Below are 22,797 nucleotides of genomic sequence, written 5' to 3' on the forward strand. Positions count from 1 at the left end.
TTGTTTGAGTACGCTTGTATCCTAGAACACCAAACTGAAGCCAAACTTAAAAAGGCACCAAGCCGCATAGAATGGCTTGCCGGTAAGGACACTGCATGACCGCAATTCACATACCCAGGCCCGCGCTGACTTTGCGCGCCGGCAGCCAGGCCCTCGAGCATATCCGTGAAAACGGGCTGCAGCCGGCCGACGTACACATGATCCCCGGTGCGGCTGGCGGGCCCAAGGCGTTAGGCATTCAGGGTCTGGACATTGCGCTGTTTGGCGACTGGCTACCACGGGCGCAGCAGCCACGCAGCCTGATCGGGGCCTCGATTGGCAGCTGGCGCTTCGCCAGTGCCTGCCTGCCGGACCCGGTGGCCGGGCTGCGCAATCTGGGCGAGCTGTATACCTCTCAGCGCTTTCCCAAGGGCATCACCGTCAGCGAAATCAGCCGCTGTTGCGCCATCATGCTTGATGATCTGCTCGGCGAGCAGGCCGAGAGCATTCTCGCCAACCCGCTGTATCAGCTGAATATCGTAGTGGTGAAAAGCCTTGGCCTGATGCGCCACGACACCCGCTCCCGTCTGGGCCTCGGCCTGGGAGGGGTGATTGGCGCCAACCTTCTGAGCAGAAGGCATCTGAAGCGGTTTTTTGAGCGGGTCATCCTGCATGACCCACGCCAGCGCCCACCGCTCGCCGACTTCAGTGATTTTGTCAGCAGCCATATCAGCCTTACCGCGGAAAACCTGCGCCCAGCCCTGCTTGCCTCCGGTTCGATTCCCATGGTGATGGAGGCCGTGCGCGACATCCCCGGCGCCAGCGAGGGTGTGTACCGCGACGGCGGCCTGCTCGACTATCATCTCGACCTGCCCTATCAGGCACCCGGCGTGGTGCTCTATCCGCACTTTGTCGATCGGGTGGTACCGGGCTGGTTCGACAAGACCCTGCCCTGGCGAAGGGGTGATCTGCAGCAATTGAAAAGCGTGCTGCTCCTCGCCCCCTCGCGGGACTATCTCGCCAGCCTGCCCTACGGCAAGCTGCCGGACCGCAAGGATTTCACACGCTTTGTGGGCAGAGATGTAGAGCGGGAAGCCTACTGGCGCAAGGCAATGGCCGAGAGCGAACGTCTCGGTGATGAGTTTCTCGAGCTAACCGAATCAGGACGTCTGATTGACCGCCTGCAACCGCTCTAGCGGCCCCCTGCGCTGATGCGCCAGCTTATTGCGCTACCAGCGCCGAGCCGTCATGCCCTGGACGATGCGCTGATCCTGCTGCGCCTGGCCATCGCTTACGCAGGCCTGGCTGCCATCAGCCACTGGGGCGCGGGTCAGATCATGCAACGCCTGGGGCATTATCTGCACATCGATACCCAGTTTCTGCTGCTCGACGCCCTGTTCAGCGCTTTATTGATGCTCGGCAGCCTAGGAATCGCCTGGCTACTGCAACAACGGGCGTCACTGACTTGGCTGGTGGGTCGCGGATTCAGCCCGGCCGGCCTGATTCCGGCGCTTCTGCTGGCCGCCATCATGGTCTTGATCGCTAATCCACTGGCCGACTGGCTGGATTTCAGGCTGACGCCGCCGGACCTGCTGCCCCGTGATCCCGCGCAGCCGCAGGCACTGACACCCTTGCTCGATCTCGAGGCCTGGCGACTGCTGGGCGCCCTGGGTCTGGCGATACTCTGGGTCCCGCTGGCTGAGGAAGTGATCTTCCGGGGCTGGTTATTCAAGGCCTTGCAACGCACACGCCCCGGCCTATGGGTGGCACTGCCGGCCAGCACGCTGATATTCGCGATACTGCACAGTTTCTACAGTGCCGGTGGCGTGGTGGTTATTGCGCTGCTGGGCGCGGGCCTGGGGTGGCTGCGCTGGAAATACGATCAACTCTGGCTGTGCGTGGTAGCCCACGCCGCCTATAACGGACTTACCCTGCTGATGGTCGCCCTCGGGTGATCAGCGCAATACGCGCCGCGCGCCCTTGAAGGTGCGCTGCCAGTAGCTGGCCTGCAATTCATCGATGCGCACCTTGCCGCCACTGCTGGGCGCATGCAGAAAACGCCCCTCGCCCACGTAGATACCGGCGTGATCGACACTTCGGCCGCTCATGGCAAACAGCACCAGATCACCGGGAATCAGATCCTGGGCAGGTGCCTTGTCCTTCAGTGCAGTCAGACCCGCTGTGGTGCGCGGCAAACTGACGCCAGCTGCCTCACGGTACACGTAGTTGATCAGACCGCTGCAGTCGAAACCGGTGGCCGGTGAGCTGCCGCCCCAGCGATAGGGGGTGCCGATCAGACTGAAGGCGCGGAAGATGACTTCATTATTGGTGGGCGAAACCGGACTGGCGGTACCCGAATCTATCAGCGACTGTGTACCGGAATTCATCCCGGCAAAGCCCGCATCGGTCTGATCAGGGGTGCCGGCACACCCGACGAGGGTTGCCAGCAGGCATGGAATGATCAGGAATTTCAAGGGCATGCGTCAGTCTCGTGAGAATCTTTAGAGTGTCTGTATTGCGCAACAGTGCCCGCGGTTGGCCCTCAGGTCAAGCATGACGGTGCTTTCAGTGATTAACGGTGTAGGCCAGCATCATGGAAAGCTGGCACATCGGGCGGCCGCTATCGGCATGCAATTGATTGAAAAAAGCCTGTGTTGCCGCCAGGTCCCGCTGACTGGTCGGCGACTTGTCAACTACCCCACGGGCCTTGAGCGCAGCAGCCACATCACCGGTAACCACGAAGCTATCCTTGCCCATCATGCGCAAAAATCGCGGGGAGGACAGACCGCCAAGCTGGTTCCCCTGGCGCTGCAGCAGACGCCACAGACCGGTAATATCGGTCACTGGCCAGTCTGCTATGAGTTTGCCCATGCTGCCGTACTCAGTGCGCATGTCGATGACCATCTGCGCATTGCGCGGCACACTGCGCAATTTGCCCAGGTGGCGAATCAATCGCTTGTCCTGCATCAGACGTTCAATGTGCTCGCCACCCATCAGCACTACCTTGTCCGGGTCGAAGCCGAAAAAAGCCTGCTCGAAAGCCGGCCACTTGGCATCCACCAGGCTGTGCTTGAGCCCCGCACGAAACACCCTCAACGCCAACGTCGACAGATAGCGGTCATCGGCAATACCGCGCAGGGTCTTGGCATCACGCGGTGTCGGCAGATTGGCTTCCAGCGCAGTCCGCGAACCGAACCGGTTCAGGCAGTATTCTTCGAGCTGTCTATAGGGTTGCACTGAAGGCTCCACACAATGGGTTTAGGCGTTCAAAGGTTCATCACATTGAGAAAACGCGGCGTGGCCTGTTCATCGATCTTCAGGCTGGCAAAATCGAACAGCTGGCCATCAGCCAACTGCGAAGGATGCACATGGCGCAGGGAGCGGAAAATGCTTTCGATGCGGCCGGGATTCTCGCGCTCCCAGCCCTGCAGCATTTCCTTGATCACCTTGCGCTGCAGGTTCTCCTGGGAACCGCACAAATTGCAGGGAATGATCGGAAAGTCCTGCAAACGGGCGTAGGCGGCAATGTCTTTTTCGCTGCAGAATGCCAGCGGACGTATCACCACATTGCGGCCGTCATCGGACAATAGCTTGGGCGGCATCGCCTTGAGGCTGCCGCCATGGAACATGTTCAGAAAGAAGGTTTCAACAATGTCATCACGGTGGTGCCCCAACGCCAGGCGATTGGCACCGATCTCGTCGGCAAAGGTATACAGATTGCCGCGACGCAGGCGTGAGCACAAAGAGCAGGTAGTCTTGCCCTCCGGCACTTTCTCCATGACGATCGAATAGGTATCGCGTTCGAGGATATGGTAGGCAACACCAAGCTCTTTCAGATACGCCGGCAGTACCTCCTCCGGGAACCCTGGCTGCTTCTGGTCAAGATTCACCGCAACCAGCTCGAAGCGAATCGGCGCAACACGTTGCAGGTGCAAAAGCATGTCCAGCAGCGTGTAGCTGTCTTTTCCTCCTGAAAGGCAGACCATGACCTTGTCGCCGTCCTCTATCATCGCGTATTCGGTGACCGCTTCGGCGGTAAGTCGACGCAGGCGCTTCTGCAACTTGTTCTGGCTGACACTCAGGCTCATGGTGGAAAGTCCGGATGCGAAAAATCGCTATGGTAACCGCAAACTGCATCCTGAAAAAACAAAACCCCCTGCCGGCCAGTTGGCCGACAAGGGGCAATGCCCGAATGCAAAGCGCGCTCCAGATGAAGCCTGGCTAGCGCGCTTGCGGATTAGCGCAGGTAAACCGGACCCACTCCCATACCCCAGAAAATGACTGACGTTGCCATCATGGCGACCAGTACAACCAGGCCCACGGCAAGAATGGAACTGGAAAACATGAAGCCCTCTTCACTGGAAATGCCCATGAAGATCGGTATGCCCTGATAAAGCAGGTAAACGGTGTAGCAGACTGCCGCAGTACCCACCAACATCCCCAGCCACAGACTTGGATAAAGTGCAGCAATACCGGCCAGGAACAGAGGCGTAGCAGTGTAGGCAGCGAAGACGACGCAATCGGATAGCGACGGACTGGAGTCATAGGTACGCGCCATCCAGTGAATGAAGGCGCCCATTACGGCCACACCTACAAGCATGGCCAGGTACGACAGAACGGTCATCTGCAGCGCGCTGGTGGTGGTCAACCGCACCGCATCAGCACTACCGATGGCCCAGCCGGTCTGAGTGGTACCAATATAAGCGGAAATCGCAGGTATGGCGGCAAGCAGAAGTACATGGGTGAGATACATATGGCCGATGGATTCTTCTTCACCCTTGATTTCGCGCCATTCCTGGTCGGGATGGGTAAATAGCCCAACTACGTGGTGGATCATGGTCTGGTCTCCAGAATTTTTATTCATTCCCGTGGTCCTGACCTGACGGCCGGCAACGGGTGTACGGGCGCGACGCTTTGTCGCATTCCCTTGTACTTGACTATAGTCAAAAACACATTCCAAGTACGCTTTCTGCTTAGAGTGATTAGCGACTTCAGGGCTTGCCGTAATAGCGTTGGAGTATTAGCAATGCCTGATTGACGTCCTGAACCCGATCAGTACTGCCGCCCCTGTCAGGATGATGCTGACTCATTAGCTCCCTGTAACGCTGTTTGATCCGCCGCGCATCAACAGGCTCCCGAAGTTCGAAAACCTCCAGTGCGGCGCTGACTTCCTGCCGACTTACTCCCGCGCCACCCTGGCTGAAGCCCTTGAGTAAGCGCTCCACATCCTCACCCTGGGTGGTCAGCCACTGCTCCCAATCCAGATAGTAACTGCGCAGCGGATCAGCCTCGCGCAACAGCGTGCGCTGCTCTGCTACCTGCCCACGGGGCAACATGCGGATACTCAATGCATGCACCTGCAGCTCCAGCCCCTGCTCAGTCAGTCTGTCAGAAAGCCTGTAGAGGGCATGAAACAACAGAAAATGCGTCTGAAAAAGCGTCAGGGGATCGCGTAGCGCACCCGGCTCGGCAAAAAGCGTATCGGGAAAATGCGCGGCGAGCACCTTGATCAGCGAAAACTCGTCAATCCCACCCGGCGCATCAGCCAGGCAGGAAAGCACAAAACGATCAAAGTCTGCTGGAAGCAGATCATCGGGGTTGGGTCGGTTCATGGGGCCAGTCTAGCAAACACCACGTATTGCAACCTGTCTGTCATCTGATTGGCGTATTACTGACTCACCGTCAATTTTCAGGGAACACCTTACAATGAACAGATGGATAATGACCGCCGGCGCCGCCGCGATGGTTGCCAGCCTGGCAGCCTGCAACTCCGATAGCGATGACGATCAGGCCGCAGCACCCGAAACGCCGCCCGCCGCCGTGACCCCGGACAGCGTAGCGCTGAGCCTGCTGGGCCGCTACGAGTCGGGCGAGTTCGACGTGAGCGCCGCAGAAATCCCGGCCTTCGATCCGGTCAATCGGCAGATCTTTGTGGTCAACGCGCGCAAGGGTGCCGTTGACGTGCTGGATACATCCGACGCAGCCAACCCCACGCTGACAGATACCCTCACCGTTGAAAGCGTCGCACAGGGCGCAGTGGTCAACAGCATTGCCTATCGCGAAGGTTTTCTGGCTGTAGCAATTGAGGCAGCCACCAAGACCGACCCCGGATTTGTCGCGTTATTTGATGCCACCACCCTGGAGCTCCTAGGCTCAGTACCGGTCGGCGCACAGCCCGACATGCTGACCTTCACCCCGGACGGCAAGTATCTGCTGGTCGCCAACGAGGGCGAGCCCAATGACGATTACAGTGTCGATCCGGTTGGCTCGATCAGCGTCATAACCCTGGACGACCAGGGCCTGGCGCAGGTCAGCACTGCCGGCTTTACCACATTTGATGCCCAGGCCGATGCACTGCGCGCCGCAGGAGTCCGTATTTATGGTCCCGGCGCCAGCGTGTCCCAGGATCTGGAGCCGGAGTACATCACCGTATCCGAAGACAGCCAGACCGCCTGGATTGCCCTGCAGGAAAACAATGCCTTGGCCAAGCTGGACATCGCCACTGCCACCATCACCGACATTCTGCCCCTGGGCTTCAAGAACTACGGCGCTGCGGGCAACGGTATCGACGCCAGTGACGACGACGGTGTAGTAGCAATACGCACCCGCCCCGGCGTTTTCGGCATCTACCACCCTGACAGCATCAGCAGCTACAACGTGAACGGTCAGACCTACATCGTCACCGCCAACGAAGGCGATGCACGTGCCTGGGGCGAAGATGATCAGGCCTACTGGGACGGTGACGCAACCAAGGGCTTTGTTGAAGAATTCCGCGTCAAGCACCTGGTTCACGCCAGCGGTTTTGACCGTCGTCTGGGCGATGACCTGCCACCGCAACTGCGTGCCCTGGGCACAGGCGCCCTGCTTGACCCAGCAGTGTTCGCCTATTGCGGCGCCACCGCTGTTGATCCTGGCGACTGCCGCAGTGATGAAGAGCTGGGCCGCCTGAACATCACCTGGGTGGACGGCTACAAGCGCGACGCCAACGGCGATCCGCTGATGTACGACGCGACCGGCACCCAGAACGATGCAGGCACGCTGCTCATGTACGACAAGCTGTACTCCTACGGCGCCCGCTCCTTCTCCATCTGGGATGAAGATGGCGAGCTGGTATGGGACTCAGCCGATCAGTTCGAGCAGTATCTGGCCGGTGAAGAGTGCCGCGCCGCCAACGACCGCTCCATTCCCTGCAAGGATTTCTTCAACACCGGTCATGACGAAGGCGACTCCATCGACAGCCGCAGCGACGCCAAGGGCCCCGAGCCGGAAGGTGTTGTACTGGGCACCCTGGGCGAGAAGACCTTTGCCTTCATCGGTCTGGAGCGCATGGGCGGCATCATGGTCTATGACATAACCGACCCCGCAGCGCCGATCTTCGTGGACTACTACAACACCCGCGAAAACTTCCTGCTGGAGCCAGAAACCAACCTGGCCGCCGCCGGCGACCTGGGCCCAGAAGGCCTGGTATTCGTCTCCGCCGAAGACTCACCCAACGGCGAAGCGCTACTGATCGTAGGTCACGAAGTCAGCGGCACCACCACCGTGTACCAGATCGACCAGACTGTGGATTGAAGTAAGTCAAAAAAGGAAACCCGTCACCCGACGGGTTTCCATTTTTACACCACACCCAACCACACCCCCCTCGTCATTCCCGCGCACACCTCTCTCGTCATTCCCTCACACCCCCGTCATTCCCGCGCACACCTCTCTCGTCATTCTCGCCCCACCCTCGTCATTCCCGCGCACACCTCTCTCGTCATTCTCGCGAAGGCGGGAATCCATTTTGACCTTAACGCAGCCAGCACCTAACCCCGTCACATCAGGCACAAACCCGCTTTCTATAAACCCGAAAATGGATCCCCGCGTTCGCGAGGATGACGTTTGTGGGGGGAGTTGGCGTGAGTTCACGGGGATGATGTTTGTGGGGAGGTTGGCGTGAGTTTGCGGGGATGACGGAGGCTGGATCTCGTCATTCCCGCGCACGCAGGAATCCGTTTTGACCTTCCACTTTCCCGGGCTCAGCCCTTCCCGGCCAGATACTCGACACCCTCACGCCGGCTATCCTGCACCGACTCCAGGAACTCATCTCCCCAGCGCTTGATATCGTTGTGCTGCACAATCGCAAACATCGAGCGAATCCGGGACTCCCGGTCTGCGCGTCCGAGGGTCAGGCCTACATACAGGGTATCGCGTAGGTCATGGGGATCGTGGGGGTTGGTCAGGAGGGCGCCGTGGAGTTCGGCGGCGGCGCCGGCAAACTCCGAGAGCACCAGCACCCCGCTGCCCTCGCATAGCCCCTGGGTAGCCACATACTCCTTGGCGACCAGATTGAGGCCATCGCGCAGCGGCGTGATCCACATCACATCGGCCATCAGGTAATAGGCGATCAGATCGCGGAACGGGAAGGCGCGGTAGAAAAAATGCACCGGCGTCCAACCCACCTGGGAGAACCGGCCATTGATACGTCCTACCGCTTGCTCGATCTGCTGCAAAAGCGTGTCATAGATGGTCATCTCCGCCGCTGCGGGCACGCAGATGGTCAACAGCGACACCTTGCCGACAAGCTCCGGATGGGCCTCCAGCAGCGCCTCAAAGGCCAACATCTTGGCCAGAATTCCCTTGGTATAGTCCAGGCGCTCAACCGAGAGCACCACACGCAGCCCCTTGAGCTGTTCGCGCAGTTTTTCCATCTCGGCCTGGCAATCCGGTTGGTCGATCACTTCCTTGACGCGTCCGATATCCAGCCCGACCGGGTGCGCGCCCAGGCCGATATGTCGGCCGTGTACCGATACGCTGCGGGTCATGCGGTCCAGCCCCACCGCGCAGCCATAGGTCAGAAAACGCGGTGCGCAATCCTGACTGCTCAGCACCTCGACCGGCGCCACCCCGCGTATCACGTCCACAAAATTCTCGGACTGGCGTGGAATATGAAACCCGATGTAGTCGCACTGCAGCAGGCTGCCAATAATCTCCCGCCGCCAGGGCAAGACGTTGAAAACGTCCGCCGACGGGAAGTAGGTATGGTGGAAGAAGGCAATGGTCAGATCCGGCCGCAGCGGGCGCAAATAAGCTGGCACCATCCACAGGTTATAGTCATGCAACCAGACCACAGCACCCTCGGCGGCTTCGGCTGCCGTGCGCTCGGCAAACAACTGGTTGACCTTGAGAAATACCGCCCAGTCCTCTTCCCGGAAAATAGCCCGTTCCCAGAAAGTGTGCAGCGTCGGCCAGAAAGCTTCCTTGGAGAAGCGCTTGTAGAACACATCCACATCGTTCTTGCTCAGCGCCACACGCGCGGCAACCAGATTAGCGTAACGCTCCTTGTCGACCGTGGTGTGCACCTCGAACGCGCGATCCTTGCGCGGATCATGTACTGACCACGCGACCCACGAGCCCTGCTGGCCCTGGGCGAAAAAACTGAGCAGTGTAGGCAATATGCCGTTGGGCGAAGACGGCGGTCGACGGATAAGCTGGCCATCCTTGACCACCTCCTCGTAGGGCAGCCGGTGGTAGACCATCACCAGGTCTGCCTTGCCCTTGATACCTAGCCCTGGCAATTCGGAATCGATACCCACCGGCCCCAGAAAGCCGAAATGCCCCAAGGCCTCGAGGATGCCACCACAGCCGCTGAGCTTGGCATGCAATACCTTGGCGCGATCACCGGTGGCTTCCAGCAGACCCGCTTCCGACTCTCCAACGCACACGCCCTTGAAGCCCTGCTCGTACATGGACAGGTCATTGAGCGTATCGCCAGCCACCAGCACATCATCAAACTCGGCCTCCAGATGGGCAATCAGACGCTTGAGCGTGCTGCCCTTGTTGACCCCGCGGGGCAACAGATCCAGATACATATCGGCGGAAAACAGCACATCGCAGCCCAGCTTTTCGGCCACCTGATGAATCTCGTCGGTCACTGCGCCGGGCTCGCAGAAGTAGGAGCAGCGGCGTTGCTGCGGTACGTTCTGGCGCTCCAGACCCGGAAAGCCGGCCATCGACTGCAACACCACCTGCTCGCCGGGCCAGGTCGCCTCGATCTCGCTTTGCAGCGGATACACAGCCTGCAGAGTTTCCCCGTCCACCACAGTGGCACCCACATCACAAATGATGTAATCCGGACGCGGTATGGCCGGATCAGACAGCAGCGGTACCACCACCTCCAGACCGCGCCCGGTAACAAACACCAGCTTGATGCCGGGGTGAGCATCAATCAGCTGATACAGTCGCTGGCGGTTATCCGGGTCGCCGCCGAGGAAGGTTCCATCAAGATCAGTGGCCAGAATCATTGGCGGTACTCCTAATATTTGAAGGGCTAGTTTCTGAAGAGGCAGTATCTGTAGACGCAGCTTCTGAAGAGGTCGTGTTTGAATGCGTCGAATCCGTTTCGGCGTCCTCGAGCATCATGCCCAGCACCTCGCTGGAGGTGCGCACCATGGGAATGTAGTGTGCCGGTGCGTCAACGATTCGATCGGCCCCGCGCCGCGCCTGAAGCAACGCATAGAGCCCACAGAAACCGAACATCACCGCGAAGAACAATGGCAGTGCCAGAGGCGCCGTCATGCCCATCAGCCAGCCGGCCAGTGCCGGGCCGATCGCCGCCCCCAGCCCGTGCAGCATCAGCAGGGACGCGTTGCCAGAGAGAATATCTTCGTGGTGAAGATGGTCGATCAGATGAGCCACCGCAGCGGGGTAAACGGCAAAGGAGCCTCCGCCGAACACTGCTGCGGCCAGCAATAGCCACTGCCCGAATGGCCCCAGCAGAGCCATCAACAAACCACCGGCAACCGCAATGGCAGAAATAATCGCCAGGGCCATGCGCCGGTCGGTGCGGTCAGACAGCATACCCAGCGGCCACTGCAATGCGGCGCCCGCAAGAATCACCAGAGAAACGAATGTCGCGATCTGCGGCGTGTCCATACCCATGCGCCCGGCATACACCGCGCCCAGCCCCCAGAACCCGCCCATGGCCAGTCCCGACAAAAGCGCTGCGCTACAGGCCACCGGCGCCGCTTCCCAGAGCCGGCGCAATGACAATCCCTTGGTATTGCCAATGGCCGGCTGGGACAGGCGCGTGGCCACCACCGGCATCAGCGCTGCAGTGATCAGCATTGTCGCCAGGGCAAACAGAGTGAAGGTCATGGGGCTGTCGAGGCGCAAGAGCTGCTGGGCCAGGGCCAGCGATCCCAGGTTTACCGCCATGTAGATGGCAAACACCTGGCCGCGACGCTCCGGTGGTGCCTGGGTATTGAGCCAGCTCTCAATCACCGTATAGATACCCACCAGCGCGACACCGGTTATCATCCGCAGAATCAGCCAGGTAATCGGATCGACAAGCAGGGCATGCACCAGCACGGAAACAGCTTCGGCAGCGGCCAGAAAGGCGAATGCGCGCACATGGCCCATACGCCGGATCAGTCTGGGGCACAGCCAGGTGCCAAGAATAAAGCCGGCAAAATAGGCTGAGCCGAGCAGACCCAGGGTCTGGTCAGTGAAGCCTTCACCGCTTCCGCGCAGGGCTAGAAGGGTGTTGAGCAGTCCGGTACCCAGCAGCAGCAGCGCGATACCGGAAAGCAGGGCTGCGATAGGCAGCAGAATCTTGATCATGAATCTGAATCCCTGTATTGCAAAATGGATCCAGGCAGGGAGTGCAAAAATGCCAATAATGGCGAAGTGCTTGAAAATTATGTCTTTGTGCTAAAAACCATACCCCAGCCAGGGGGTGGTTACCAGCACTTGGAGAGATTCATCGCTCGTTGGCGCCCGTCACGGCGTGCAAATAACCAATCGATATTGCGAAAAGAAAACCGTATTTTCACCCGAATATCTGATGACTTTTTCAATGTCTTCGGCTAGATTGCGAATCTTCCCGGCCACCCTCAACAGGACCCAATGACTCTCCTGATAGCCTTCGCTGTCCTCTCCATTCTGGTTTCGTTTATCTGTTCGATTCTGGAAGCCGCACTACTCTCTCTGACCCCAAGCTACATAGCCCATCAGAAGCAGACAAAGCCCAAGCTCTATGAGCGGCTCAAGCATCTCAAAGACAACGTAGACCAGCCCCTTGCTGCGATCCTGACGCTCAATACCGTTGCCCATACTGTGGGTGCAACCGGTGTAGGTGCACAGGTGACCGTGGTCTTCGGCGACGGCTACCTGGGTATCGCCTCGGCGGTCATGACGCTGCTGATTCTGGTGCTCTCGGAAATCGTGCCCAAGACCATCGGTGCGCGCTACTGGCGCGCCATAGCGCCCTTTCTGCCACCCTTGCTGCGCCTGATGATCCTGATTCTCAAGCCCTTCATCATGCTCTCGGATGTGGTGATGAGAATGTTTGGCGGCAAACCGCCGGAGCATGACATTCGTCAGGAGATCAAAGCCCTGGCCATGCTTGGCCGTGAACTGGAAAAGCTGGACGATGATGAACAGCGCGTGATCAGCAATATCCTCGACCTGCATGATGTGAAGGTCCGGGATATCATGACGCCGCGGATCGTATGCGACTCGGCACTGCCCGATGAGAGCATTGCCGACCTGAAACTGCGCATCAAGGAAAGTCAGTTTTCGCGATATCCCGTAGTCGACACGGACGAATCCCCGCTAGGCGTGGTGTTCCGTTATGACGCCCTGATGGCCGAAGATGACACCCAGCCCGTTTCCAGCATCATGAAGCCGATCAAGGTCACGCTGGAAAGCATGAACGCCGAAAACCTGATGACCCAGCTCATGCAGGAACGTCAACACATGAGCCTGATCTACGATGAATTTGGCGGCTGGCAGGGTCTGGTCACCCTGGAAGACATCGTTGAAGCCATTATCGGCAAACCGATCATGGACGAGACCGACGACATTCCCAACATGCGCCGCTTTGCCAGACGTCGCTGGGAGCATCGGTTGAAAGACAGCAAAACCAGCTGATCAACTTCAAAGCCAGGCCCAGTGCCTGGCTTTTTTATTAGCTCCGTAGCCGTAAAGCGAACAATCCTGAACTTCATCCGGCCGCCCTTAGCAGCTACACTTATTCACAGACGCACCACTAAACGACTTTTTTCAAACCCACCGGACACTCCATGCCGACCCCCAGAACATATGCCAGAAAACTCTTTGCCCCTCTGCTTGACCGGCTTGAAGGGGGTGACCAGCCTTATCGTTATACCCCCAAGGCCCGTTTGATTCTCTGGGTTACCGGTTTGTTGTTCCTGGCCCTGGCGACTGGCCTGGCCGTATTGCTACCGGAAGGAACTGATCCCGCTGTACTGCTGCCCATAGGTATATTCGGCCTCGTTGGCCTGTTTGCCATCATTGTCGCCTGGCTCGGCACCGAACGTGCCGTAGCCCGGGTCTGGGGCTCCCGCTGACAGCCGCAGCAGCACGCAGCCAAAGCAACAGGAGACTGATATGACCGACAAGACACTCCTCATCGTCGCCCATGCGCCCTCGGATAACACCAGGCGCCTGGTTGAATCTGTCATTACCGGCGCACGCCAGGCGTCCGGCGACACCGTCGAGGTAATCTACAAGCCACCGCTGGAAGCCAAGCCAGGTGACGTTCTGGCGGCCGACGCCATTATTCTCGGCACGCCGGAAAACCTCGCGTACATGAGCGGAGCATTGAAGGATTTCTTTGATCGATGCTACTACCCCGTGCTCGAGGAAAAGCAGGGCATGCCCTGTGCCGCATTCATTCGCGCCGGCCAGGACGGTACCGGCACCCGCCGCGCCATACAATCGATTGTCACCGGCCTGCGCTGGTCATGGGTGCAGGACCCACTGGTTCTCAAGGGCCAATGGGATGACGGCTTTCTTGATCAGACCGAGGAGCTGGGCAAGTTCATGGCCGCCGCACTGGACGCCGGCATCATCTGATCAGATCCAGATCCAGCCCGTGGCGCCAGCAGCAACCGCCAGCACCAGAATGCTGCTGGCCCAGCGCGCCAGGGACCAGCCCCCGACAAAGAGAACGATGGCCGCCTTGACCAGGGTATTGGTCAGTGACGCCAGCAAAATACCCCGCGCTGCAACGGTGTCAGACAGCCCGTCGTTGGCCTGGTTGGCCAGCGCCACGGTAATAGCGTCCACATCGGCAATACCCGACAGCACCGCAAGAGCGTAAATACCCCTGTCGCCGAACCATTCCTGCGCCGCATTCGACATTACAAATACCACTGCCAGGGCAGCGGTAATCAACAGGGCCGATTTCAGTTCAAGGGGATTGCTCATCGCCGGTTGGTGTTCCACTTCCCCCCCCTTGAAGCGCCACAGCACTACAGCCATGGCCACCAGGGGAATAATCCCCAGCAGGATCATGCCGGGCAGCAGAGGCATCAACAGATCACGGTTGACAATGGCCACCTCGGCCAGCACCCGGGGCGCCATGGTGCCGCAAGCCAAGGCAATGCCAGCGCCGAGCAGCGCCTGGCGGCGGGTATCCGTGGCTGACATTCGCGAAAAACTCAGCGTTAACGCCGTGCTTGAGGTCAGACCACCGAGAAAGGCAGTCAGGGTCAGCCCCACCTGATCACCCAAAATCCGCACTGCAAAATAACCCACAAAACCGATGCCCGCGACCAGCAGTACCAACCAGCCAATCACCCGCGGGTTGAGGCTGTCCCAGGGTCCCATCGCCTCATTCGGCAGCAGCGGCAGCACCACAAGCATGATCACCAGCAACTGCAGGGAGGCTGTCAGCTCGTGTCTGGACAGACTCTGCAGCGCGCCGTGGATCTCCCGCTTGAAACCCAGCAATACCGCCACACCCACCGCGGCGATGACCGCTTCCAGTTGCATGTCCAGCACGGCCATTGCGCCCAGCGCGCAGGTGAGCAGCGCTGCTACCTCAGTGGTGGCGCCGATGTCGCCGGTTGTTCGCACCGTTTGCAGGTAGCCAACCACCAGCATCGCAGCTACGCCTAGCAATACCGCGGCCAACACCCACACCGAGGTCGCACCGGTCAGCCTGGCGGCAACGCCTCCCAGCAAACCCAGCAGGGCAAAGGTGCGAATCCCCATGGCGGCCATGGCGTCGTCGTTGTCATTATCCGCATCGCGCCGGCTCCCGGCTCCGCCATGCTCGTTCTGCGTTTGCCAGCCACGCTCAAAACCAATGATCAGACCGACCGCCAGAGCGACCAGCAGACCGGGGATCTCACCTGCGTATTCCATCATCTATGTGTTTTCCTTCCCTATACATTGTGCTGAGCATAATCTGCTGAACATAATCTGCTGAACATAGCAGAGACGCCCTCTCCGTGCTTCTGCATCACAGGCTGGCCGATTATACTGGCCGGATGGATAAGCTCATGGCACGTCTCGAAGAATGTTACCGGCTGGCGGAGGAGCGTTTCGAGCGCAAGTTCGAACGCCCGCGGGTAGACCTGGACCTGCGCGGTCAAAAGGCCGGGGTAGCCTATCTGGGACGGAATCTGCTGCGCTTCAACGCGCAGATGTACCGGGATCACAGCGAGGATTTTCTGCTGCAGACGGTGCCCCATGAGGTAGCCCATCTGATCGCCCATGAGGTATTCGGGGCCCGCATCCGCCCCCACGGCCGGGAATGGCAGGCGGTGATGACCGACCTGTTCAAGCTACCGGCCACCCGCTGCCACGATTACCCGGTGCAGCGCCGGCGCGGGACCCGATATCTATACCGCTGCGGCTGCCCCGCCCACGTGCCTTTTACGCCCCAGCGTCACGCGCTGGTCAAACGTGGACGGCGTTACCAATGCCGGCTGTGTGGTGACATGCTGCACTTCACCGGTCGCCAGGGCGCAGCCTGAACAGCACACCTCGATTACTCTGCGGACTGCTCAGGTTCAGCTTGCGACTGCGGATTTGTCTGCAGGGCCTGCAACCCCTCGAGCAACCGCTGGTTCAGATCCATGGCCTTTTCCAGGCGCGGCTGATCAAAGCGTTCATCGATGGCAAAACCGCCGTCTAGCAAGCCACGCAGTAATTCGTTGCCGGATTCGGAAAGCTCACTGGCCGTGCGCAAGGCATCGACCAGCCCCTGGGCGTATTCACGCAGATCATTATTCGCCGCACTGGCCGGCGCTCCCTGACCCGATACCCGGCCATAGGCTTCACTCACCTGGCGGACGCTGGTCTGGGTCAGATTGAGTGACATGGAAGCCAACTGGCTGCCATCCAAATCCAGCGCCAGGGCCCGGTCAAAGGCACCCTGGCGATCCCCGGCATAGAAAGCGCCAGCCAGATCCTGCACCTGGCCCAGCAGATCCTGCAGCGACTCGCGCTCGGCATCATTCAGGTCGCCCTGCACCTCCACTTGCCAGGCGCCGACCTGCAGTTGGCTGCTCTGGCTACTCAACGCAACCCGGCTACCCTGCGGTCCGCTACTCGCGGTCACCTGGCTATCAGAACGGCTGGCTGATGCCTGGGCGATGCTGATGCGCAGGCGGTCGCCCTCACGCGTGGTAACTTCCAGGTCAAATGTCTGGGCCTGTGCAGAGAAACGGCTGGCACTGGCAGAGAGTGATACACCCTCACCGCGGCCGTTCTGCTCGGCACTTGGCAGCAGCCGCTCGGCAATCTCGGCCATGCCGGTCTGGATGCGCTGCCAGGTGTCGTCGATGTCCGCAGCCACCTTGCCCTTGAGCACACCCATGCCATCCAGAATCTTGCGCGCCTCCTCGAAGCCCTTCTCCACGCCCTTGGCAGCCTGGTCATACATGGTCTGCAGCTTACTGGTGTCTTCGCCGGCGGCCTTGGCGCTTTCCAGCCGCCCGCCGATAAAGCCGAGCACACGCTCCGCTACCTTCCCGGGGGAGAAATTATCGGCGCTGCCGGCAAGACTGCCTGGCTTGAGGCCCATCTGCTCGGCAAGCCGGTTGGCCAGGGTCTTCTGCCCGTCAATCTGACGTGCGGCATTGGCTTGGGATGGCGCGGTCTGCCGCACGCCACCTGGGGTAATCGAATTGGATTGGCTCATTGGGTACACCTCCAGTTGACCACTGTATCGGCCAGATGCCCTTTTACTGTATGACCGTCCGTCGTTTTACCCCAGGGCTCCGGCAGCCCGCAGACCTTCGATCTCCTCCACCGTAAGACCCAGCCCGCGCAACACACGCATGCTGTCCTCACCCAGCTGTTTGCCGATATGTCGCGGGGCATCCAGGCCACTACCAAACACGATAGGGCAGGCAATCTGTCGCTGGGTCCGCTCACCGCCGGGCAAAGGCACAGATTGCACCAGCCCGCGAGCCTGCAGCTGCGGATGCTCGGCGGCCTCACTCAGGCTCAGCACCGGCTCCACGCAGGCATCAATCTCGGCAAAACGCGCCTGCCAATGGGCAAAATCTTCCCTGGCAAAGGCATCCTGCAGCGTCTGCTTGACCAGTTCGCGGTCCTGCGGCAACGGCGAAAGCCCCTTCGCCACCAGCTCGGGGCAGCCCAATAACTCGCACAACTGCAGCATGAACTGGGGCTCCAGGCTGCCCACCGCCATCCAGCGACCGTCGCGGGTCTGGTAGTAATCATAGAAACTGCCACCATTGAGCATAGTTGATTCCAGCCCCGGCTCCTGATCGGCGGCCAGGCAGGCGGCACCGGCCATCGCATTCAGGCTGAACACACAATCGGTCATGCTGATATCCACATGCTGCCCTTCCCCGGTCTGCTGCCGGTGAATCACCGCCGCCAGCAAACCGGTCACCGCATGCATCGAGCCGCCGGCCACATCCGCCACCTGCATTCCCAGAGGCACCGGCCCGCTATCGCGCCGGCCGGTGTAACTGGCCAGGCCGGAGAGCGCCAGGTAATTAATGTCGTGGCCGGCGCGATTGCGGTAGGGCCCGGTCTGGCCGTAGCCGGTCACCGACACGTAGATCAGCCGCGGGTTGATCTCCTTCAGCGCCGCATAACCCACACCCAGCTTGTCCATGACACCGGGGCGAAACTGCTCGATTACCACGTCGTATTCCATCACCAGCCGGCGCACCACATCCACGGCCTCCGGCGCCTTGAGATTGAGGCCGATGGAGTCCTTGTTGCGGTTCAGATAGGCGTGACTGGCAGAGGTGCCGTCTACGTGGGGCGGCAGAGCGCGGGTCAGATCCACCCGGTCGGGGGATTCTACCCGCAGCACCTGGGCGCCCATGTCCGCCAATAACAGGGAGGCAAAGGGGCCTGGCAACAAGGTGGAAAAATCGAGAATCTTCAGGGATGCGAGGGGGCCTGACATGGCAGCTCCTGTTTATTGTTTTGGCGACAATTTGTCGCTTGTAGCTTACCCCGTCCTGCTTGTAGCTTGTAGACAGTGTTTTTTCGGAGTGCCGCCCCATGACCCAGCGTATCGATGTGCACAGCCTCTCCCAGCGGCTGGAAGAACCCGACGTGCGTATTTTTGACGTGCGTTTTTCCCTCGATCAACCGGCCCAGGGCCGTAGCGAGTTTGCCGCGGCGCATATCCCCGGCGCCCGCTACCTGCATCTGGACGAAGACCTCTCCGCACCTGTTATACCCGGTGAAACCGGTCGGCATCCGCTGCCTGAGCCCGAGCAAATGCAAGCCCTGCTGCGCCGCGCCGGAGTCAATCAGCACACCCAGGTGATCGTCTATGACGACGGCCCCGGGCTCTTCGCCTCTCGGCTTTGGTGGATGCTGCGCTGGCTGGATCACGGGCGAGTAGGAATCCTCGACGGTGGCTTCAAAGCCTGGCAAGAGGCAGGCCTGCCGGTCACCCAGGAAACACCGCGCCCCGTGGCGGAGGGCAATTTTGTCGCCCGTGCGGATAACGGAAAACTGATAGATGCCGACGAAATCCACCGCCGCCTGGACGACCCATCGCTGCAACTGCTGGATGCCCGCGGGCCTGCGCGCTTTACCGGCGAGGCCGAGCCGATCGACCCGGTGGCCGGCCATATTCCCGGCGCCGCCAATCTGCCCTGCGCCGCCAATGTGAATGACAATGGAAACTGGCTGGACAACGAGCAGCTGGGTAAACGCTTCGAACCCTGGACAAAGGGAGATGCTGAACTGGTCGCCTATTGCGGCTCCGGCGTCACCGCCTGCCATACCATTCTGGCCGCAGTCGAGGCAGGGCTACCTGAGCCAAGGCTCTATGCCGGCTCCTGGAGCCACTGGATAACTGATCCGGGCAGACCCGTCGCCACGGGTGAGTAACCCGCGCCGGCCTTAGTCGAATGCCGGGCCGTCAGACGCCCGGCGCAGGGCCTGGATGTAGGGCCGCAGTGAATACCCCAGCTGCGGCTCCAGGTCGTCTGCCCAGTCGTCCATCAGCGACTTTTCCAGGGCTAGCTCCCCGGATTCGGGCACCAGCAACAGGATATTCCCCTCCTCCACCGGCACCTGCAGATAGTGGTCGCCGAACAGCTGTTGCAGCATGCGGCCGGCATAAGGCTGGCCGGTATTACCCAACTGCCACTGATTGATGACCAGCAAACCGCCTGGTCTGAGGGCCTTGTGACAGCGAGAAAAGAACTCGGCCTGCAATTGCAGACGGGAAATGCCGCCTTCCATATACAGGTCGACAAACAGCAGATCGCAACTGGCCGGCGACTCGCTGATGTACTGCTCCGCACAACCAATCTTGATCCTCAGGCGCGGATCCTGACTCAGCCCCAGCCAGCGGTAGCCGGCATCGACCACGGCAGGCCGCAACTCAACCGCCGTGACCTGCTCGGGTTCAAAATGTCTGAGCACGCAATTGTTCAGGCTACCACCGCCCAGCCCCAGTAGCGTGACGCGCTGCGGCCGGGTCTTCCAGAACAGCGCCAGCAACATTGCCCGGGTGTAATCGTATTCCAGCCACGCCGGATCGGCCGTAAAGGTGCAACTCTGCTCGGTCTGCTCACCAAAATACAGAAAGCGGTAAGCGCCCGCCTCGGTCAGCCGCAGGGAGCCGAAATCGTCACGGATCTCGGCCAGAAGCTGTTCTGGCTGGTTGTCGTCGAGAGCATCAAGGCGGGACATGGTGCGCCCTCCCCGGGCAGCGGCAAACCAGGCGCCGAGCCGCCGATAAAGCCGCTCGATCAAAGGTATAGGGTGTCTGAATGGCATGTCTCAGGTTACCATCGTGGCTCAAGACTTACACCCGATACCCCACAGCAGAGACCCCATGACCGCAAACTGGACCCCCGACAGCTGGCGCAGCAAACCCATCATTCAGCAACCGGTATATCCCGACGCCAACGCACTCGCCCAGGTCGAACAGACGCTGGCAGGCTATCCACCGCTGGTGTTTGCCGGAGAAGCGCGAGAGCTGCGCAAACAGTTTGCCGAAGTCACCCAGGGCCGCGCCTTTCTGCTGCAGGGCGGCGATTGCGCCGAAAGCTTTGCCGAATTCTCTGCACCCAAGATCCGCGACACTTTCAAGGTATTGCTGCAAATGGCCGTGGTCATGACCTTTGCCGCCAGTTGTCCGGTGGTAAAGGTAGGCCGCATGGCCGGGCAGTTTGCCAAGCCGCGCTCGGCCAATGATGAAGTCCAGGGCGACATCACCCTGCCCGCCTACCGCGGCGACATCATCAACAGCATCGGCTTTGAAGCTGCCGGCCGCGCGCCCGATCCCCAGCGCCTGCTGATGGCCTACCACCAGTCCACCGCCACCCTGAACCTGCTGCGCGCCTTCGCCCAGGGCGGCTTCGCCAGTCTGGACAAGGTGCACCAGTGGAACCTGGACTTCATCGCCAGCTCCGCCAACAGCGCCCGCTTTGAACACATGGCAGAGCGCATCGACGAAAGCCTCGGTTTCATGCGCGCCTGCGGCGTAAACCTGGACAGCAGCGCACAACTGCGCGAAACATCCTTCTTCACCGCCCACGAAGCCCTGCTGCTGAACTACGAACAGGCCTTCACCCGCCGCGACAGCCTCACCGGCGACTGGTACGACTGCTCCGCCCACATGCTCTGGATCGGCGACCGCACCCGCCAGCCCGACGGCGCTCACGTGGAATTCATGCGCGGCATCAACAACCCGATCGGCGTCAAGACCGGCCCCAGCACCGACCCGGACGAGCTACTGCGCCTGATCGACGTATTGAATCCCGAGAATGACCCCGGCCGCCTGAATCTCATCGTACGCATGGGAGCCGACAAGGTAGAAGCCCACATGCCCGCCCTGGTGCGCGCTATCGAGCGGGAAGGCAAGCAGGTGCTATGGAGCTCCGACCCCATGCACGGCAACACCATAAAAGCCTCCAGTGGCTACAAGACCCGCGATTTCGCCGCGATCCTCACGGAAGTCGAACAGTTCTTCGCCGTCCACAAGGCCGAAGGCACCTGGGCCGGTGGTATTCACATTGAAATGACCGGCCAGAACGTCACCGAATGCATAGGCGGCGCCACCCCGGTCACCGAAGCCGGCCTCTCCGACCGCTACCACACCCACTGCGACCCCAGACTCAACGCCGACCAGTCCCTGGAACTGGCGTTCATGATCGCCGAAACCCTGAAAAAAGCCCGGCGATAGAGAACAGAGGGCCTCGCGCACAAGTCATCCTCGCCGACTGAGACCAATCCCCCCGCAAACGTCATCCTCGCGAACGCGGGGATCCATTTTCAGGGTTTAAAAAAGCGGGTTTGTGCAATATGTAGCGGGGTTCGATGCTGCCCCAACATCAAAATGGATTCCCGCGTGCGCGAGAATGACAGCCAAACCCACACCAATCTCCCCGCAAACGTCATCCTCGCGAACGCGGGGATCCATTTTAGGGGTGTAAAAAAAGCGGGTTTGAGCATTACAACCCCCGACAGCAGCGACGTCCCCGCCGCGAAGCGCTCAGCCATCCCCGCCCCCTGACCGACCTCGAAGCCTGAATCACCTGTTTGGGTGCTTTACTCCAAAATCCATAGTCGTATCCTTTCCGAGCCATTTCAGCAGTATGGCTCTCAGACAAAACCAACAAAAGGATATCCAATGACTACGCTATTGCGCATGACGCGCCAGAGCCTCACCGTCCTGTTCGTCTCACTGCTCTGCCTCAGCAACGCCCAGGCCTTCAACCCCGCACCGGTTGCACCAGTAGACACCCTGATCGTCGGCGACTCGGTATTCGCCCTGTCAGGCGACATTCACCGCTACCTGGAAGATGACCTCGACAAAACCATCAACACCAGCGCCCGCTCCGGATGCCAGATGATCGGCGGCAACTTCATCTGCCGCAGCCGCTACGCCATCCCGGCCCAATACGCCAATGCCAACAAGAGCGGCATCAAGACAGTGATCTTCAACGGCGGCGGCAACGACATCCAGCTCAACAGCTGCGCCCCCTCCCTAACCCGCTGCATGCCCCTGCTCAACGACCTGGAAGACCGCATCGCCCAACTCGCCCAGCAAATGCGCGCCGACGGCATTGAGAACATCATCTTCCTGGGCTACTACAACGGCACCGGCAACGCCGCGGAACTGCGCGAAATCAACAACTACAGCATGAACCGCAAAGCCGCCACCTACGCCGGCCTGGGCATCACCTTCATCGACGTCCGCCAGGCCTTCAACGGCAACGAAGCCCGCTACCTGCTAAACGACGGCATCCACCCCACCGCCGAAGGCTCGCGAGTACTGGCTGATCTGATCAAGCAGGCGTTGTAAGGAGGGTATCTGCAACAAGGTCAAAATGGATTCCCGCGTTCGCGAGAATGACGAGGGGGCGTGCGCGGGAATGACGTCATCCTCGCCGACTGATACCAATCTCCCCGAAACCATCATCCTCGCAAACCAACACCGACTCCTCTAAAAACGTCATCCTCGCGAACCAACACCAATCTCCCCCCGCAAACGTCATCCTCGCCGACTGAGACCAATCCCCCCGCAAACGTCATCCTCGCCGACTGAGACCAATCCCCCCG

The 22,797-nt window shown here is 60.2% G+C and carries 21 protein-coding genes; 10 read left to right on the forward strand and 11 right to left on the reverse strand.

From position 1 onward, the window contains the following. The first annotated feature begins 95 nt into the window (after positions 1-95). Positions 96-1,175, forward strand: a complete 1,080-nt coding sequence (locus IEV54_RS07570) for a patatin-like phospholipase family protein (protein ID WP_150279384.1) — start codon at positions 96-98, stop codon at positions 1,173-1,175. A gap of 15 nt (positions 1,176-1,190) precedes the next feature. Then, positions 1,191-1,934, forward strand: a complete 744-nt coding sequence (locus tag IEV54_RS07575; protein WP_150279383.1) for a CPBP family intramembrane glutamic endopeptidase — start codon at positions 1,191-1,193, stop codon at positions 1,932-1,934. Here the strand turns inward: IEV54_RS07575 and IEV54_RS07580 are convergent, their stop codons facing one another. From IEV54_RS07580 to IEV54_RS07600, 5 genes are all read right to left on the reverse strand, one after another. Next, positions 1,935-2,459: a C40 family peptidase gene (locus IEV54_RS07580; protein WP_223825561.1), complete on the reverse strand. Its 525-nt coding sequence runs from the start codon at positions 2,457-2,459 to the stop codon at positions 1,935-1,937. A gap of 85 nt (positions 2,460-2,544) precedes the next feature. Further along, the gene (locus tag IEV54_RS07585) at positions 2,545-3,216 is read right to left on the reverse strand and encodes a DNA-3-methyladenine glycosylase I (protein ID WP_150279382.1); all 672 of its coding nucleotides are present in this window, start codon (positions 3,214-3,216) and stop codon (positions 2,545-2,547) included. Between the two features lie 29 nt (positions 3,217-3,245). Further along, on the reverse strand, positions 3,246-4,067 hold the full coding sequence (gene ttcA / locus IEV54_RS07590; protein ID WP_150279381.1) for a tRNA 2-thiocytidine(32) synthetase TtcA: 822 nt from the start codon (positions 4,065-4,067) through the stop codon (positions 3,246-3,248). 149 nt (positions 4,068-4,216) lie between these two features. Then, complete coding sequence (locus IEV54_RS07595; RefSeq protein WP_150279409.1) at positions 4,217-4,816, reverse strand: Yip1 family protein; 600 nt, start codon at positions 4,814-4,816, stop codon at positions 4,217-4,219. A 154-nt stretch (positions 4,817-4,970) separates the two neighbouring features. Next, the gene (locus IEV54_RS07600; RefSeq protein WP_150279380.1) at positions 4,971-5,591 is read right to left on the reverse strand and encodes a DNA-J related domain-containing protein; all 621 of its coding nucleotides are present in this window, start codon (positions 5,589-5,591) and stop codon (positions 4,971-4,973) included. Between the two features lie 94 nt (positions 5,592-5,685). On the opposite strand from IEV54_RS07600, the gene IEV54_RS07605 reads away from it, so the two are divergent. Beyond that, complete coding sequence (locus tag IEV54_RS07605; protein WP_150279379.1) at positions 5,686-7,551, forward strand: choice-of-anchor I family protein; 1,866 nt, start codon at positions 5,686-5,688, stop codon at positions 7,549-7,551. A 446-nt stretch (positions 7,552-7,997) separates the two neighbouring features. On the opposite strand, the gene ggpS is transcribed toward IEV54_RS07605, so the two are convergent. Beyond that, on the reverse strand, positions 7,998-10,262 hold the full coding sequence (ggpS, locus tag IEV54_RS07610; RefSeq protein ID WP_150279378.1) for a glucosylglycerol-phosphate synthase: 2,265 nt from the start codon (positions 10,260-10,262) through the stop codon (positions 7,998-8,000). Further along, complete coding sequence (locus IEV54_RS07615) at positions 10,246-11,580, reverse strand: MFS transporter (RefSeq protein ID WP_150279377.1); 1,335 nt, start codon at positions 11,578-11,580, stop codon at positions 10,246-10,248. The genes ggpS and IEV54_RS07615 overlap by 17 nt, the downstream gene beginning before the upstream one ends. 285 nt (positions 11,581-11,865) lie before the next feature. On the opposite strand from IEV54_RS07615, the gene IEV54_RS07620 reads away from it, so the two are divergent. The 3 genes from IEV54_RS07620 (at position 11,866) to IEV54_RS07630 (ending at position 13,839) form a co-directional block, all read left to right on the forward strand. Further along, on the forward strand, positions 11,866-12,891 hold the full coding sequence (locus IEV54_RS07620) for a hemolysin family protein (protein ID WP_150279376.1): 1,026 nt from the start codon (positions 11,866-11,868) through the stop codon (positions 12,889-12,891). Positions 12,892-13,043: 152 nt separating this feature from the next. Beyond that, positions 13,044-13,331 carry a hypothetical protein gene (locus tag IEV54_RS07625; protein WP_150279375.1) on the forward strand — a complete coding sequence of 96 codons (288 nt, stop codon included), beginning with the start codon at positions 13,044-13,046 and terminating at the stop codon, positions 13,329-13,331. A 40-nt stretch (positions 13,332-13,371) separates the two neighbouring features. Next, on the forward strand, positions 13,372-13,839 hold the full coding sequence (locus tag IEV54_RS07630; RefSeq protein WP_150279374.1) for a flavodoxin family protein: 468 nt from the start codon (positions 13,372-13,374) through the stop codon (positions 13,837-13,839). On the opposite strand, the gene IEV54_RS07635 is transcribed toward IEV54_RS07630, so the two are convergent. After that, positions 13,840-15,138, reverse strand: a complete 1,299-nt coding sequence (locus IEV54_RS07635) for an MgtC/SapB family protein (RefSeq protein WP_150279373.1) — start codon at positions 15,136-15,138, stop codon at positions 13,840-13,842. Positions 15,139-15,260: 122 nt separating this feature from the next. On the opposite strand from IEV54_RS07635, the gene IEV54_RS07640 reads away from it, so the two are divergent. After that, positions 15,261-15,749: a SprT family zinc-dependent metalloprotease gene (locus IEV54_RS07640; RefSeq protein ID WP_150279372.1), complete on the forward strand. Its 489-nt coding sequence runs from the start codon at positions 15,261-15,263 to the stop codon at positions 15,747-15,749. 14 nt (positions 15,750-15,763) lie between these two features. Here the strand turns inward: IEV54_RS07640 and IEV54_RS07645 are convergent, their stop codons facing one another. Together IEV54_RS07645 and IEV54_RS07650 are read right to left on the reverse strand one after the other, a co-directional pair. After that, positions 15,764-16,918, reverse strand: coding sequence for a DUF5610 domain-containing protein (locus IEV54_RS07645; RefSeq protein ID WP_150279371.1), 1,155 nt, complete (start codon positions 16,916-16,918; stop codon positions 15,764-15,766). A 66-nt stretch (positions 16,919-16,984) separates the two neighbouring features. Further along, positions 16,985-18,169, reverse strand: coding sequence for a CaiB/BaiF CoA transferase family protein (locus tag IEV54_RS07650; RefSeq protein ID WP_150279370.1), 1,185 nt, complete (start codon positions 18,167-18,169; stop codon positions 16,985-16,987). A 98-nt stretch (positions 18,170-18,267) separates the two neighbouring features. On the opposite strand from IEV54_RS07650, the gene IEV54_RS07655 reads away from it, so the two are divergent. Continuing rightward, complete coding sequence (locus IEV54_RS07655) at positions 18,268-19,110, forward strand: sulfurtransferase (RefSeq protein WP_150279369.1); 843 nt, start codon at positions 18,268-18,270, stop codon at positions 19,108-19,110. A gap of 12 nt (positions 19,111-19,122) precedes the next feature. Here the strand turns inward: IEV54_RS07655 and IEV54_RS07660 are convergent, their stop codons facing one another. Beyond that, positions 19,123-20,007, reverse strand: coding sequence for a spermidine synthase (locus IEV54_RS07660; RefSeq protein ID WP_150279368.1), 885 nt, complete (start codon positions 20,005-20,007; stop codon positions 19,123-19,125). 58 nt (positions 20,008-20,065) lie between these two features. On the opposite strand from IEV54_RS07660, the gene IEV54_RS07665 reads away from it, so the two are divergent. Both IEV54_RS07665 and IEV54_RS07670 read left to right on the forward strand, forming a co-directional pair. Continuing rightward, on the forward strand, positions 20,066-21,418 hold the full coding sequence (locus tag IEV54_RS07665; protein ID WP_150279367.1) for a class II 3-deoxy-7-phosphoheptulonate synthase: 1,353 nt from the start codon (positions 20,066-20,068) through the stop codon (positions 21,416-21,418). 447 nt (positions 21,419-21,865) lie between these two features. After that, the gene (locus IEV54_RS07670) at positions 21,866-22,540 is read left to right on the forward strand and encodes an SGNH/GDSL hydrolase family protein (RefSeq protein WP_150279366.1); all 675 of its coding nucleotides are present in this window, start codon (positions 21,866-21,868) and stop codon (positions 22,538-22,540) included. The last annotated feature ends 257 nt before the right edge of the window (positions 22,541-22,797 follow it).

Source organism: Halopseudomonas salina, assembly GCF_014637955.1.
GTDB lineage: Bacteria > Pseudomonadota > Gammaproteobacteria > Pseudomonadales > Pseudomonadaceae > Halopseudomonas > Halopseudomonas salina.